The organism is Melaminivora alkalimesophila (genome assembly GCF_000282995.1).
Taxonomy (GTDB): Bacteria; Pseudomonadota; Gammaproteobacteria; order Burkholderiales; family Burkholderiaceae_C; genus Melaminivora; species Melaminivora alkalimesophila.
Map to the genome: position 1 here is coordinate 1 of NZ_ALEE01000669.1, position 12,153 is coordinate 12,153.

14 protein-coding genes are annotated in these 12,153 nt (G+C 70.4%); 1 reads left to right on the forward strand and 13 read right to left on the reverse strand.

Translation table 11 applies throughout. The annotated features are described in order from the left end of the window. Nucleotides 1-33: 33 nt before the first annotated feature. The 11 genes from A612_RS13035 to A612_RS13085 form a co-directional block, all read right to left on the reverse strand. Nucleotides 34-918 (reverse strand): transporter substrate-binding domain-containing protein, encoded by an 885-nt coding sequence (locus A612_RS13035; RefSeq protein ID WP_019374908.1) that lies wholly within the window; start codon nt 916-918, stop codon nt 34-36. A gap of 140 nt (nt 919-1,058) precedes the next feature. Further along, complete coding sequence (locus A612_RS13040; protein WP_019374909.1) at nt 1,059-1,418, reverse strand: 5-carboxymethyl-2-hydroxymuconate Delta-isomerase; 360 nt, start codon at nt 1,416-1,418, stop codon at nt 1,059-1,061. Nucleotides 1,419-1,445: 27 nt separating this feature from the next. After that, a complete protein-coding gene (locus A612_RS13045) occupies nt 1,446-1,832 on the reverse strand; it encodes a 6-pyruvoyl trahydropterin synthase family protein (protein WP_019374910.1) in 387 nt (128 codons plus the stop codon). Between the two features lie 2 nt (nt 1,833-1,834). Next, the gene (gene queE, locus A612_RS13050; RefSeq protein ID WP_019374911.1) at nt 1,835-2,473 is read right to left on the reverse strand and encodes a 7-carboxy-7-deazaguanine synthase; all 639 of its coding nucleotides are present in this window, start codon (nt 2,471-2,473) and stop codon (nt 1,835-1,837) included. Continuing rightward, on the reverse strand, nt 2,470-3,678 hold the full coding sequence (bioF, locus tag A612_RS13055; RefSeq protein ID WP_019374912.1) for an 8-amino-7-oxononanoate synthase: 1,209 nt from the start codon (nt 3,676-3,678) through the stop codon (nt 2,470-2,472). Before bioF ends, queE begins: the two co-directional genes overlap by 4 nt. Then, a complete protein-coding gene (bioD, locus tag A612_RS13060; RefSeq protein WP_019374913.1) occupies nt 3,675-4,364 on the reverse strand; it encodes a dethiobiotin synthase in 690 nt (229 codons plus the stop codon). The genes bioF and bioD overlap by 4 nt, the downstream gene beginning before the upstream one ends. Further along, complete coding sequence (gene bioA / locus A612_RS13065) at nt 4,361-5,728, reverse strand: adenosylmethionine--8-amino-7-oxononanoate transaminase (RefSeq protein ID WP_019374914.1); 1,368 nt, start codon at nt 5,726-5,728, stop codon at nt 4,361-4,363. Before bioA ends, bioD begins: the two co-directional genes overlap by 4 nt. Further along, nucleotides 5,728-6,108: an aspartate 1-decarboxylase gene (gene panD, locus A612_RS13070; protein ID WP_019374915.1), complete on the reverse strand. Its 381-nt coding sequence runs from the start codon at nt 6,106-6,108 to the stop codon at nt 5,728-5,730. Before panD ends, bioA begins: the two co-directional genes overlap by 1 nt. 33 nt (nt 6,109-6,141) lie before the next feature. Next, entirely contained in the window at nt 6,142-7,722 is a 1,581-nt protein-coding gene (nadB, locus tag A612_RS13075) for an L-aspartate oxidase (RefSeq protein ID WP_019374916.1), read from the reverse strand. Nucleotides 7,723-7,855: 133 nt separating this feature from the next. Then, nucleotides 7,856-8,677, reverse strand: a complete 822-nt coding sequence (locus A612_RS13080) for a segregation and condensation protein A (RefSeq protein WP_019374917.1) — start codon at nt 8,675-8,677, stop codon at nt 7,856-7,858. A 56-nt stretch (nt 8,678-8,733) separates the two neighbouring features. Then, nucleotides 8,734-8,940 carry a DUF3460 family protein gene (locus tag A612_RS13085; protein ID WP_019374918.1) on the reverse strand — a complete coding sequence of 69 codons (207 nt, stop codon included), beginning with the start codon at nt 8,938-8,940 and terminating at the stop codon, nt 8,734-8,736. Between the two features lie 98 nt (nt 8,941-9,038). Here A612_RS13085 and A612_RS13090 point away from each other — a divergent pair, with 98 nt between their 5' ends. Next, entirely contained in the window at nt 9,039-9,536 is a 498-nt protein-coding gene (locus A612_RS13090) for an outer membrane protein assembly factor BamE domain-containing protein (protein WP_019374919.1), read from the forward strand. A 67-nt stretch (nt 9,537-9,603) separates the two neighbouring features. Here A612_RS13090 and A612_RS13095 read toward each other — a convergent pair whose 3' ends face one another. Continuing rightward, nucleotides 9,604-11,262: an acetolactate synthase large subunit gene (locus A612_RS13095; protein ID WP_040436887.1), complete on the reverse strand. Its 1,659-nt coding sequence runs from the start codon at nt 11,260-11,262 to the stop codon at nt 9,604-9,606. A 95-nt stretch (nt 11,263-11,357) separates the two neighbouring features. Further along, nucleotides 11,358-12,153 (reverse strand): alpha-hydroxy-acid oxidizing protein (locus A612_RS13100; RefSeq protein ID WP_019374921.1); only part of this gene is annotated, 796 nt, incomplete at its 5' end.

The window sequence follows — 12,153 nt, forward strand, 5'->3', positions numbered from 1 at the left end:
CCCGCCACAGCCTGAAGGGCTGGCCCCCGTTCTTCACATCGCCGGCTGGTCGCTGCGGGCCTTGAGGTTGGCCTTGAGCTGCGCCCCCATGGGCATGTTCAGCACCACGCCCTTGGGCGGGATGGGGGATTCGAACCACTTCTTGTAGAGCCGGGTGAATTCACCGGTGCGCATGAGCCGGGCCAGGGTGCCGTCGACGAGCTTCTTGAACTCGGGGTCGTTCTTGCGCACCATGCAGGCATACGGCTCGACCTGCAGCGTCTCGCCCACGACTTCGAGCGCCGCAGGGTTGCTGGAGTTGGCCCGCAGGCCGAACAGCAGCACATCGTCCATCGCAAAGGCCACGGCCTGGTCGCTTTCGACCATGCCCAGCGCGTCACCGTAGTCCTTGCCCAGCATGATCTTCATGTTCAGGCGGTGATCGGCGCTGTACTGGCGGATCAGCTTTTCATTGGTGCTGCCGGCGGTGGTGGCCACGGTCTTGCCAGCCAGGTCGGCATAGCCCTGGATGCCGGAGGTTTTCTTGGCCAGCAGGCGCGTACCGGTATAGAAATGGTTGATGGCAAAGGAAACTTCCTTGCCGCGCGCCGAGGTGTTGGTGGTGGAGCCGCACTCCAGGTCGTAGGTGCCATCGACCAGCAGCGGGATGCGGTTTTGCGCCGTCACGGGCAAGTACTCCACCCGCAGGAACGGCCTGTGCAGCCGCAGGCGCACGTCGTCGACGATGGCTTCGGTCAGATCCACCGCGAAGCCCACCGCTTTGTGCGTTCCGATCACGTAGCTGAAGGGAACAGCCGTTTCGCGGTAAGACACGGTGATCTTGTCGCTGGCGGCGATCTTCTGGAGCGTCTGCGCCTGGGCCGCCGGCATGGCAGCCGACAGGGCCGCAGCAAACAATGCAATGCTGAGGTTTTTCATGGCAGGCTTTCGGCAAGTTCAATGGATGAAAGAGCGGCCCTGCGGCAAACCCGCAGCAGGGGCGCTAATTCAGTATGAGCCTGCCACTCCCGCTCTCATTGACCTCGACCAACTGCCGGAGCGGCGCCGGTGGCGCGGCCTCAGAGCCGTTCTTTGACGTAGCTCGGCCGGTCCATGTCCACGATTTCCACGCTGAGCTGCACCTGCACCCCTGCGGGGCGCGGCGTGAGGCGGCGCAGCACCTCGGCCACGCGGCCGGACAGGTCCTTCTTGGCTTCAGGTGTGCGGCCCGAGAGCAGGCGCAGCTGCGCATGCACGAAGGCACGGTGGGCCGGTGCGGTGCCCACCTCGAACTGCTGCACGGGAGCGATGCGGCTCTTGAGGTCGGCCTCGTCGGCCACTTCGGGGCTCGCGCAGACGGCGGCATTGAGTTCGGCGAGCACCTGGGCCTCGGGGAAGCCGGCGAGGTTGCGGGAGTATTCGACGATCAGGTGGGGCATGTCGGGCCTCTGGTGGGGTGAAAAAGTTCAGGACAGGTCGAGCGTACAGCCATCGCCGAGCGCGTCGCGCCACACGCGCACGCGGCTGGGCGGGGGCTGCATGTCAGACAGGGCCTCGGCGATGAAGCGGCAGAGGTTCTCGAGCGTGGGTGCGCCCAGGCCCGGCACCTCGTCGAGCAGGTGGTGGTCGAGCCGCTCGCGCAGCACGGCCAGGCGCTGGCGCAGGTAGCCCAGGTCTTGCACCATGCCGGTGGCGGGGTCGAGCGGCCCGGTGAGCGAGACCTCGGCGTGGTAGGTATGGCCGTGGATGCGGCGGCTGCCCTCGGCCTCGATCTCGCGGCGCAGGGTGTGGGCCGCGTCGAAGAAGATGCGCTGGTGGACGGTGTATTGCTGCGGCATGGCGGGGTGGGGCATCGTCAGCGGATGCCGGTGAGCTTGTGGGTCTGCAGGCTCAGTCGCCACGCCGGGCGCTGCATGCAGAGATCGATGCACAGCGCGATGTGGGCCGCCTGGTCGGGGCCGTCCATGGGCTGCAGGAAACGGTGGCTGAACTGGCCCGTGGTTTCGAGCGTGTCGAGGTCCAGGCCGCTCTGGGGCCAGACCAGCTTGAGCTCCTGGCCCTCGCGCTGCACCCACTCGGCGCCAGCCTTGGGGCTGATGCACAGCCAGTCGATCCCGGGCGGCGCGGCGATGGTGCCGTTGCTCTCGACGGCGATGCGAAAGCCCTCGGCATGCAGCGCATCGATGAGCGGCCCATTCACCTGCAGCAGCGGCTCGCCGCCCGTGAGCACCACGAGGCGGTGCGCGCGGTCCTGCGCGGGCCATTGCGCCGCGATCTGGCGTGCCAGGGCGCCCGCGTCGGCGAACTTGCCGCCCAGCGTGCCGTCGGTGCCTACGAAGTCGGTGTCGCAGAAGCGGCAGATGGCACTCGCGCGGTCCTGCTCGCGGCCGCTCCAGAGGTTGCAGCCCGCGAAGCGGCAGAACACGGCAGGCATGCCGGCCTGGCCGCCTTCGCCCTGCAGGGTGTAGAAGATTTCCTTGACGCTGTAGCTCATGCCGCCTTCCCTGCGCGCGGGGCCAGTTCGGCCAGCGCGCCCAGCAATTGGGCCACATCGGCCTCGGTGTGGGCCGCCGACAGCGCGATGCGCAGCCGCGCCGTGCTTTCGGGCACCGTGGGCGGGCGGATGGCGGGCACCCACAGGCCGCGCGCGCGCAGGCCGTCCATGGCGGCCAGGGCCTCGTCGTTGGCGCCGATGACCAGCGCCTGCACGGCGGTGCGCGAGTCGCCCAGCTGCCAGTGCGTGCCCTGCAGCAGCGGCGCCAGGCCATCGCGCAGCTGGGTGATGCGCTGCGTGAGGTGCTCGCGCCGCCAGCCCTCGGTGGCGATCACCCGCAGGCTGGCCTGCAGTGCGCGCGCCAGCAGCGCGGGCGCGGCGGTGGCGAAGATGTAGCTGCGCGTCTTTTGCACCAGCCACTCGATGAGCGCCTCGGGCCCGGCGACGAAGGCGCCCGCCGCGCCCGCGGCCTTGCTCAGCGTGGCCATGTAGAGCACGCGCGACGAGGCGCCGGCGCCGGTGAGGCCCGCCTCGGCCAGCGTGCCGCGCCCCTCGGGCCCCAGCACGCCGAAGCCGTGGGCGTCGTCGATGAGCAGCAGCGCGTCGTGGCGCTCGCACAGCGCCAGCAGCGCGCGCAGGTCGGCCACGTCGCCGTCCATGCTGAAGATGGCATCGGTGATCACCAGCTTGCGCCGTGCGGGGCTGGCCGCCAGCAGCGCATCGAGCGCGGCCAGGTTGGCATGCGGATAGCGGTGCACCGTGGCGCGCGACAGGCGCGCGCCGTCGATCAGGCAGGCATGGTTGAGCTCGTCGGAAAACAGCGCGTCGCCTGCGCCCACCAAGGCGGGAATGATGCCCACATTGGTCGCAAAGCCCGCATAGAAGTAGAGCGCGCGCGGCAGCTGCACGAAGCGCGCAAGGTCGTCCTCCAGCTCGGCGTTGGCCAGGCTGTGGCCGCTGACCAGGGGCGAGCCGCCCGAGCCCACGCCGAACTCGCGCGTGCCTGCGCAGGCCGCCTCTGCCAGGGCCGGATGGGCCGCGAGGCCCAGGTAGTCGTTGCTGCAAAACGCCAGCATGGGGGTGCCGTCCACCAGCAGATGGGCGCCCTCGGTGGGCACCACGGCACGGCGCCGGCGGCGCAGGTGGGCGGCGTCCAGCGCGGCGATGCGCGTGGGAAATTCATCGATCCAGGAAGCAGTGGTCATGTCCTATCCGTCAGCCATGCTGGCAATTGGTAGCGCGAAGCCAGGGCGCGCGCATCAGGCTGGGGCTGGTGGGGCAGCTCGGCCAGCAGCGGCGCGCGCAGGTGCTGGCGCAACCAGGCGATGTTGTCCTCGGGCGCCAGCATGTGCGGGTCCACGCGGTTGACCACCCAGCCCGCGAGCGTGAGGCCGCGCGCGCGGATGGCATCCAAGGTGAGCGCGGCATGGCTCAGGCAGCCCAGGCGCAAGCCCACCACCAGCACCACGGGCAGGTCCAGGGCCTGGGCCAGGTCGGCGCCGGTCTCGGTGTCCGACAGCGGCACGTGGAAGCCTCCCGCGCCTTCGACCACCACGGCATCGGCGCGCTCGGCGAGCTGGCGGTAGCTTTGCACGATGGCGGGGATGTGAATGCGCACCCCAGCACGCGCAGCGGCTATATGGGGCGAAAGCGGGTCGGGCAGCAGCACGGGGTTGTCGAGCGCGGGCGGCACGGCCACGGTGGAGGCGGCGCGCAGCAGCACGGCGTCTTCATTGGCGAGTTGGCCGCCGTGCGGTTCAGCGCCGGCAGCCACGGGTTTCATGCCCACCACGCGCGTGTGATGGCGCGCCAGCGCGTGCAAGAGCGCGGCCGATGCCAGGCTCTTGCCCACGCCCGTGTCGGTGCCGGTGACGAACAGGCCCAGGGTCATGGCAGGCGCTCCTCGGTGGGTGCCGGGGTGGTGGCTTCCTCGGCCAGTGTGGCGTCCAGCGCGGCCAGGGCGTTGGTTGCGAGGTGCTGCACGGCCTCGTCGTCCAGCACGTAGGGCGGCATGGCGTAGAGGGTGCGGCCGATGGGGCGCAGCAGCAGGCCACGCGCCATGGCGTGGCGGTGGTAGCGGCGTGCGAAGTCGGGCAGCGGCGTGTCCACGTCCCAGGCCCAGATCATGCCCTGGCGGCGCGCGTGGCGCACGCGCGGGTGCGCGGCCAGTGGCGCGCAGGCGGTGTCGATGGCCTGGGCCAGCACGGTGTTGCGCGCGAGGGCATCGGTCTGCTCGAACAGCTCCAGCGTGGCCAGCGCCGCACGGCAGGCCAGCGGGTTGCCGGTGTAGGAGTGCGAGTGCAGGAAGCCGCGCGCCACGTCGTCGTCGTAGAAGGCGGCGTAGACCGTGTCCGTGGTCAGCACGGCGGACAGCGCCAGCGTGCCACCCGTGAGGCCCTTGGACAGGCACAGGAAGTCGGGCCTGATGCCCGCCTGCTGGTGCGCGAACATCGTGCCCGTGCGGCCGAAGCCCACGGCGATCTCATCCGCCACCAGATGCACGTTGTAACTGTCGCACAGCGCGCGCGCCTGGCGCAGGTACTCGGCATCGTGCATGGCCATGCCGGCGGCGCACTGCACCAGGGGCTCCAGGATCAGCGCGGCGGTGGTGGCGTGGTGCTCGGCCAGCCAGGCTTCCAGAGCGGCGGCGGCGCGCAGGGCCACATCACGCGGGGTCTCGCGTGCCGATTCGCCAGGCTGCGCGGCGCGCGCGTCGGGGCTGGGCACGGTGCCCGCCAGGCGCACCAGCGGGCCGTAAGCCTCGCGGAACAGGGGGATGTCGGTCACGGCCAGTGCGCCCACGGTCTCACCGTGGTAGCCGCCGGCCAGGCCCACGAAGCGGTTCTTGGCGCTCTGGCCCTGGTTGCGCCAGTAGTGCGCGCTCATCTTGAGCGCGATCTCGGTGGCCGATGCGCCGTCGCTGCCGTAGAACGCATGGCCCAGGCCGGTGAGGGCGGCCAGGCGCTCCGACAGCTCTACCACCGGCGCGTGGGTGAAGCCAGCCAGCATCACGTGGTCCAGCCGGGCCAGCTGGTCGGCGAGGGCCGCCTGGATGTGTGGATGGCCGTGGCCGAACAGGTTGACCCACCAGGAGCTGATGCCGTCCAGGTAACGCCGGCCGTCGGTGCCGTGCAGCCACGGGCCCTGGGCGCGTGCGATGGCCACGGGCGGCTCGGCCTCGTGGCGCTTCATCTGCGTGCAGGGGTGCCAGACGCTGGCGAGGCTGCGGTGGGCGAGCGTGTCTGGCGCCGACATCACAGCGCCTGCGTGGGTACGTGGTGGCGCAGTTCCACCTGGCGGTTATTGCCGTCCACGAAGACGAGTTGGGGCTGGTGGCTGGCCACCTCTTTTTCTTCGACCTGGGCGAAGGCGGCAATGATGAGCAGGTCGCCCACGCAGGCGCGGCGCGCTGCCGAGCCGTTCACCGAGATCATGCCGCTGCCGCGCTGGCCCTTGATGGCGTAGGTGACGAAGCGCTCGCCGTTGTCCACGTTCCAGATGTGGACCTGCTCGTTCTCGGCGATGTTGGCGGCCTCCAGCAGGTCTTCGTCGATGGCGCAGGAGCCTTCGTAGTGCAGTTCGCAGTGCGTGGTCTTCACGCGGTGGATCTTGGACTTGAGCAGGGTGCGGTACATGCGGAAAAATCCTTGCGATAGTGGGTGTTCGGGTCAGCGTGGCACGAGGATGGTGGGCGCGGCGGGGGCGGCCAGCTCGGGGTAGTCGCGGCTGAAGTGTAGCCCGCGGCTTTCGCGGCGCATTTGCGCGCTTTGCACGATGAGGTCGGCCACCTGCACGAGGTTGCGCAGCTCCAGCAAATCGCGCGTGACGTGGAAGTGGGCGTAGAACTCGTGGATCTCGCCTTGCAGCAGCGCGATGCGGTGGGCCGCGCGCTCCAGGCGCTTGTTGGTGCGCACGATGCCCACGTAGTCCCACATGAAGCGGCGCAGCTCGTCCCAGTTGTGCGAGATGACGACCGATTCGTCCGCATCGGTCACGCGGCTGTCGTCCCACGCGGGCACGGCGGGCAGAGCGGCCGTGGGGGCTGCGGTAATGGCCTGGGCGGCCGCGCGCGCGAACACCATGCATTCGAGCAGCGAGTTGCTGGCCAGGCGGTTGGCGCCGTGCAGGCCGGTGCAGGCCACTTCGCCCACGGCAAACAGCCCGGGCAGGTCGGTGCGGCCGGCCAGGTCGGTCAGCACGCCGCCGCAGGTGAAGTGCGCGGTGGGCACCACGGGGATGGGCTCCCTGGTGATGTCGATGCCCAGCGACGCGCAGTGCGCGAGGATGTTGGGGAAATGCTCCTGCAGGAACGCGGGGCTCTGGTGCGAGATGTCGAGGTGCACGCAATCGAGGCCGTGCTTCTTCATCTCGAAGTCGATGGCGCGCGCCACCACGTCGCGCGGGGCCAGCTCGGCGCGCGGATCATGTTCGAGCATGAAGCGCGTGCCACCGGCCGAGGGCGGCAGCAGCAGCTTGCCACCTTCGCCGCGCACGGCCTCGCTGATGAGGAAGGACTTTTCGTGCGGGTGGTACAGGCCCGTGGGGTGGAACTGGATGAACTCCATGTTGGCCACGCGGCAGCCCGCGCGCCAGGCAGCGGCAATGCCGTCGCCGGTGGCGGTGTCGGGGTTGGTGGTGTAGAGGTACACCTTGCCCGCTCCGCCCGTAGCCAGGATGGTTTGCGGTGCGCGGAAGGTCACGACCTCATCGGTGTCGCTGTCGAGCGCGTACAGGCCCAGGCAGCGGTTGCCGGGCAAGCCCAGCTTGCGCGTGGTGATCAGGTCCACCAGCGTGTGCTGCTCGAACAGCGTGATGCCGGGCGTGCTGCGCACCACGTCGATGAGGGTGCGCTGCACGGCGGCGCCGGTGGCATCGGTCACGTGCGCGATGCGGCGCGCGCTGTGGCCGCCTTCGCGCGTGAGGTGCAAGTGGTCACCCTCGAGGGTGAAGGGCACGCCCAGCTGGCGCAACCAGGCGATCGAAGCGGGGGCGTTCTCCACCACGAAGCGCGTGGTGGCCAGGTCGCACAGGCCGGCGCCTGCCACCAGCGTGTCTTCGATGTGCGCGGCAAAGCTGTCGTCGTCGGCCAGCACGGCGGCAATGCCGCCCTGGGCCCAGCCGCTGGAGCCGTCCTGCAGCGTGCGCTTGGTGATCACGGCCACGCGGTGCGTGGGCGCCAGGTGCAGGGCCGCCGAGAGGCCGGCGAGGCCGCTGCCTACGATGAGTACGTCGAAGTCTTGGGATTGCATGCTAGTTTTCCAGGGCCTGCGCAACTGGCGCCGCCTCAGGCCGGTGCCACCGGTGGAACTGGCTTCGCCAGGCCACGGGTGGCGTTCCCCTCCCGCAGGAGAGGGGGAAGGCGCCGCAGGCGACTCAGGGGGGTCATGCCGGGGTATAGGCCAGCCGCACGTAGATGGGCGCGAAGGCCTCGGCCTGGGTGATCTCGATGAGCGTTTCCTTGGCCAGCTCCAGGAGCGCGATGAAGGTGACCACGAGCACCGTGCCGCCCTTTTCGGGGTCGAACAGGTCCTCGAACGGTACGAAGCGCCGGCCCTGCAGCGCCTTGAGCACCATGCTCATGTACTCGCGCACGCTGAGCTCCTCGCGCGTGATGCGGTGGTGCTGCACGAGTTTGGCGCGCTTGAGGATGTCGCGCCAGGCTTCCTGCAGGTCGGCGATGTGCACGTCGGGAAAGCGCGGCTGCAGGCTTTGCTCGATGGTGATCTGGGCCTTGAGGAAGTCGCGCCCGTACTGCGGCAGATGGCCCAGGCGCATGGCCGCGAGCTTGATCTGCTCGTATTCGAGCAGGCGGCGCACGAGTTCGGCGCGCGGGTCCTCGGCCTCCTCTCCGCCTTCCTGCCTCTTGGGCGGCAGCAGCATGCGCGACTTGATCTCGATCAGCATGGCCGCCATCAGCAGGTACTCGGCGGCCAGCTCCAGGTTGCGGCTGCGGATCTCGTCCACGTAGGCCAGGTACTGGCGCGTGACCTCGACCATCGGGATGTCGAGGATGTTGAAGTTCTGCTTGCGGATCAGGTAGAGCAGCAGGTCCAGCGGCCCCTCGAAGGCGTCGAGGAAGACCTCCAGCGCGTCCGGCGGGATGTACAGGTCCTGCGGCAGCGCGAACAGCGGCTCGCCGTACAGGCGCGCCAGGGCGACCGCGGCCGCTTCCTCCTGCGCTGGGTCGGCCAGTGCGGCGTCCATCGGGGGTGCCGGGGTCCGGTGCGCATGCGCCGGCGCGCAGGCCGGCGCGCGCGCGCTCAGGGGCGCAGCGGGAAGTACACGTAGGGCTGGGGCTCGACGCCCCCCGCGGTGTATTCCTCCCACAGCTCGCGGTCCACGGGCTTGTCCCACAGCAGGGAGCGCCCTTGCTGCTGCTGGGCGTCGATCTCCGGCCGCTCGTTCTTCAGCTGGTTGATGAACTGCGTGATGTCGGACTGGTAGTCGGGGCGGCGAAAGAAGGACATGGCGGTGCGCACGAAAAGAAGGCTACATTCTTGGCAGCCAAACATTCTAGCCCGCGCGTGTCCGGCAGCGCACGCATCGCAGCACGGAGGAGGCAACCATGGTGCCACGGCACTGGATCCGGTCCCTGGGGGCGGCCGCCCTGGGGCTGCTCGCCCTGGTGGGCTGCGACGAGCAGCGCATCCGCGAGCTGGAGGAGGGCGTGTCCACCGAGGCCCAGGTGCGCGAGCGCTTCGGCGAACCCGACCGCATCTGGCCCGAGGACGACGGCTCGCACACCCTGGAATACAACCGCCAGCCCGCCGGGCGGCGCAACTACATGATCACCATCGGCCCCGACGGCCGCATGAGCGCGCTGCGCCAGGTGCTGGCGCCGCACCACTTCGACAAGGTGCGGCCCGGCATGCAGGAGGATGAGGTGCGCCGGCTGCTCGGGCGCCCGGCGCATCGCGCCTTCTACGAACTCAAGCAGCAGGGCGAGTGGGACTGGAACTGGAGCGACGGCCCGGGGCGCGACATGGTCTTCACCGTGGTCTTCGACGCGCAGGGCCGCGTCCTGCGCAGCGGCAGCCACGAACGGCTGCACGAGCGGCCGTGAGCATCGGGCGTCGGGCATCGGGCGTCGCGCGGAACTTCCAGGCGAGGCGCCCCACGTACCGCCTCCCCTACGGCACAATGCCGCGCTTGAGCGCTTGCGCCAGCGGCTTGGGCAGGCGCTTGAGCGAGCCCAGCAGGTGCGGCAGCACGCGCAGCTTCATGCCGGTGAGCGTGGGCGGCACCACGGCCTCGATCAGGTGCGGCCCCGGCGTGCGCAGCGCGTGCGCCAGCGCCCGGTTGAACTCCTCGGTCGTGGTGGCGCGCGTGCCCGGCACGCCCATGCCGGCGGCCAGCTGCACGAAGTCCAGCGCCGGCACGCCGATGTCCAGCTGGCTGCGCGCCTTCTCGCCCGCGCCCGCGGCGCCCACGCGCTGCAGCTCGACGTTCAGGATGGCATAGGAGCGGTTGTTGAAGATGATGCTGACGACATCGAGCTTCTCGCGCGCCATGGTCCACAGCGCCTGCAGGTTGTACATGGCCGAGCCGTCGCCCGACAGCGCCAGCACCTTGCGATCCGGGCAGGCGATGGCGGCGCCCGCCGCGCAGGGCAGGGCCTGGCCGATGGCGCCGCCGGTGAGCGTCAGCAGGTCGTGGCGCGGCGCCCCGGCAGTGAACAGGGGCAGCATGATGCCGCTGGTCTGCGCCTCGTCCATGATGATGGCGCGCTCGGGCAGCAGGTGGCCGATGGCCTTGCAGACCTTGTCGGCGGTGAACTTGCCCCGCGGCAGCTCGGGGCGCCGGGGCGCTTGCAGCAGGGGCTGCGCGGCCTGCGCGCCGGTGGCGTCCAAGAGGCGCTGCACGCTGGCGGCCACGTCCTCGTGCGCTGCGGCCAGGGTGTGCACCTGGCAGCCGCGCGGCACCAGGTCGCTGTCCTTGCCGGGGTAGGCGAAGAACGACACCGGCGACTTGGCATCGACCAGGATCAGGTGTTCCAGGCCCGACAGCTGCACCGAGGCCAGCTCGGCCAGATAGGCGATGCGTTCGACATGCGGCAGGCCGGCGCCGCGCTCCATGCGCGTCGGAAACACTTCGGCAAACAGGCGCGCGCCGGTGTGCTGGGCGATGCACGAGAGGTTTTGCAGCATGCCATCGCGCAGCGCCCGGCGGCCCAGCAACAGGGCGGTCTTCTTGCCGCAGGCGGCCAGCGCGCGCGCGATCTCCTGCACGCGCGCCGCATCGGCTGCCGGGGCCGGGGGCGGCGGCGGGCAGGGCTGCGGCGTGCCGCCCTCGCCCCAGGACACGTCGGCCGGCAGGATCAGCGTGGCCACGCCGCCCGGCGGGCCCATGCAGGTGGTGAGTGCCTCGGCGGCGTCGCGGCACAGCTCGGCCGTGCGCATGCTGGTGCGCACGAAGTCGGGCGAGACGTTGCGCGCCACGGTCTCGATGTCGGACTGCAGCTGGGCGTCGTAGCGCATGTGGTGCGTGGCGTGGTCGCCGACGATGTTGAGCACCGGCACCTTGCCCTTTCTGGCGTTGTGCAGGTTGGCCAGGCCGTTGCTCAGGCCGCAGCCCAGGTGCAGGAGCGTGGCGGCGGGCTTGTCGGCCATGCGCGCATAGCCATCGGCCGCGCCGGTGGCCACGCCCTCGAACAGCGCCAGCACGGCGCGCATGCGCGGCTCGGTATCCAGCGCGGCGACGAAGTGCATCTCGCTGGTGCCGGGGTTCGAGAAGCAGACCTCGATGCCGGCGTCGGCCAGGGTCTTGATCAGGGCTTGTGCGCCGTTCATGGCGAAATCCTCCCAGGACAATGAATGGGTTGCTATTTAAAATATAGCTAGCGGCGCTTGATGTACGGAGCTTGGAGGCGGGGTCGACCGTTTTTTCAGGCGGATCCGGTCTCCAGCTGCGCGGCGCCAATGTCGGCCGCGCGGGTGACGCCGGTGAGCATCATGGCCAGCTCGAATTCGCGCTGCCAGCTGGCCAGCAGCTGGCGCACGGCGGCCTCGCCGCCGCCGGCCAGCGCCCAGATCCAGGCGCGGCCGATCAGCACGCCGTGCGCGCCCAGGGCCAGCGCCTTGAAGACATCGGTGCCGCTTCTCACGCCGCCGTCGAGCAGCACTTCGGTGCGCCCGCCCACGGCGGCGGCAATCGCCGGCAGCGCGGCGATGGTTGAGGGCACGCCGTCGAGCTGGCGCCCGCCGTGGTTGGACACCACAATGCCGTCGGCGCCGCTGTCCAGCGCGGCGCGTGCGTCCTGCGCGTCCAGGATGCCCTTGAGCAGCAGCCGCCCGTGCCAGTGCTGGCGTAGCCAGTCGATGTCGCGCCAGCTCACCGTGGGGTCGAACTGCGCGTCCACCCAGGCCTTGAAGGCGTTCAGGTCGCGCCCGCCGGGCACCTGTTCGGTCAGGCAGCCGAAAGTGAGTGGCTTGCCGCGCAGCGCCACGTCCCAGGCCCAGCGCGGGCGCGCCAGCACCTGCGCGGCGCGCAGCAGGCCGGCGCGCGCTCCCTGGTGCGCCAGGCCGTTGCGCACGTCGCGCAGGCGCGGGCCGGTGGCCGGCAGATCGACGGTGAAGACCAGCGTGCGGCAGCCCGCCTGCCAGGCCTTGTCCAGCAGGGCGCGCACGGCGGCGCGCTCGCGCAGCATGTAGAGCTGGAACCACGGCGGCGGGCTGCCCGCC

Coding starts and splice junctions, on each gene's coding strand:
- A612_RS13035 (WP_019374908.1), bottom strand. CDS start 918: ATGAAAAACCTCAGCATTGCATTGTTTGCTGCGGCCCTGTCGGCTGCC.
- A612_RS13095 (WP_040436887.1), bottom strand. CDS start 11,262: ATGAACGGCGCACAAGCCCTGATCAAGACCCTGGCCGACGCCGGCATC.
- A612_RS13045 (WP_019374910.1), bottom strand. CDS start 1,832: ATGCCCCACCCCGCCATGCCGCAGCAATACACCGTCCACCAGCGCATC.
- panD (WP_019374915.1), bottom strand. CDS start 6,108: ATGTACCGCACCCTGCTCAAGTCCAAGATCCACCGCGTGAAGACCACG.
- queE (WP_019374911.1), bottom strand. CDS start 2,473: ATGAGCTACAGCGTCAAGGAAATCTTCTACACCCTGCAGGGCGAAGGC.
- A612_RS13090 (WP_019374919.1), top strand. CDS start 9,039: ATGGTGCCACGGCACTGGATCCGGTCCCTGGGGGCGGCCGCCCTGGGG.
- A612_RS13080 (WP_019374917.1), bottom strand. CDS start 8,677: ATGGACGCCGCACTGGCCGACCCAGCGCAGGAGGAAGCGGCCGCGGTC.
- bioD (WP_019374913.1), bottom strand. CDS start 4,364: ATGACCCTGGGCCTGTTCGTCACCGGCACCGACACGGGCGTGGGCAAG.
- A612_RS13085 (WP_019374918.1), bottom strand. CDS start 8,940: ATGTCCTTCTTTCGCCGCCCCGACTACCAGTCCGACATCACGCAGTTC.
- bioA (WP_019374914.1), bottom strand. CDS start 5,728: ATGTCGGCGCCAGACACGCTCGCCCACCGCAGCCTCGCCAGCGTCTGG.
- nadB (WP_019374916.1), bottom strand. CDS start 7,722: ATGCAATCCCAAGACTTCGACGTACTCATCGTAGGCAGCGGCCTCGCC.
- A612_RS13040 (WP_019374909.1), bottom strand. CDS start 1,418: ATGCCCCACCTGATCGTCGAATACTCCCGCAACCTCGCCGGCTTCCCC.
- bioF (WP_019374912.1), bottom strand. CDS start 3,678: ATGACCACTGCTTCCTGGATCGATGAATTTCCCACGCGCATCGCCGCG.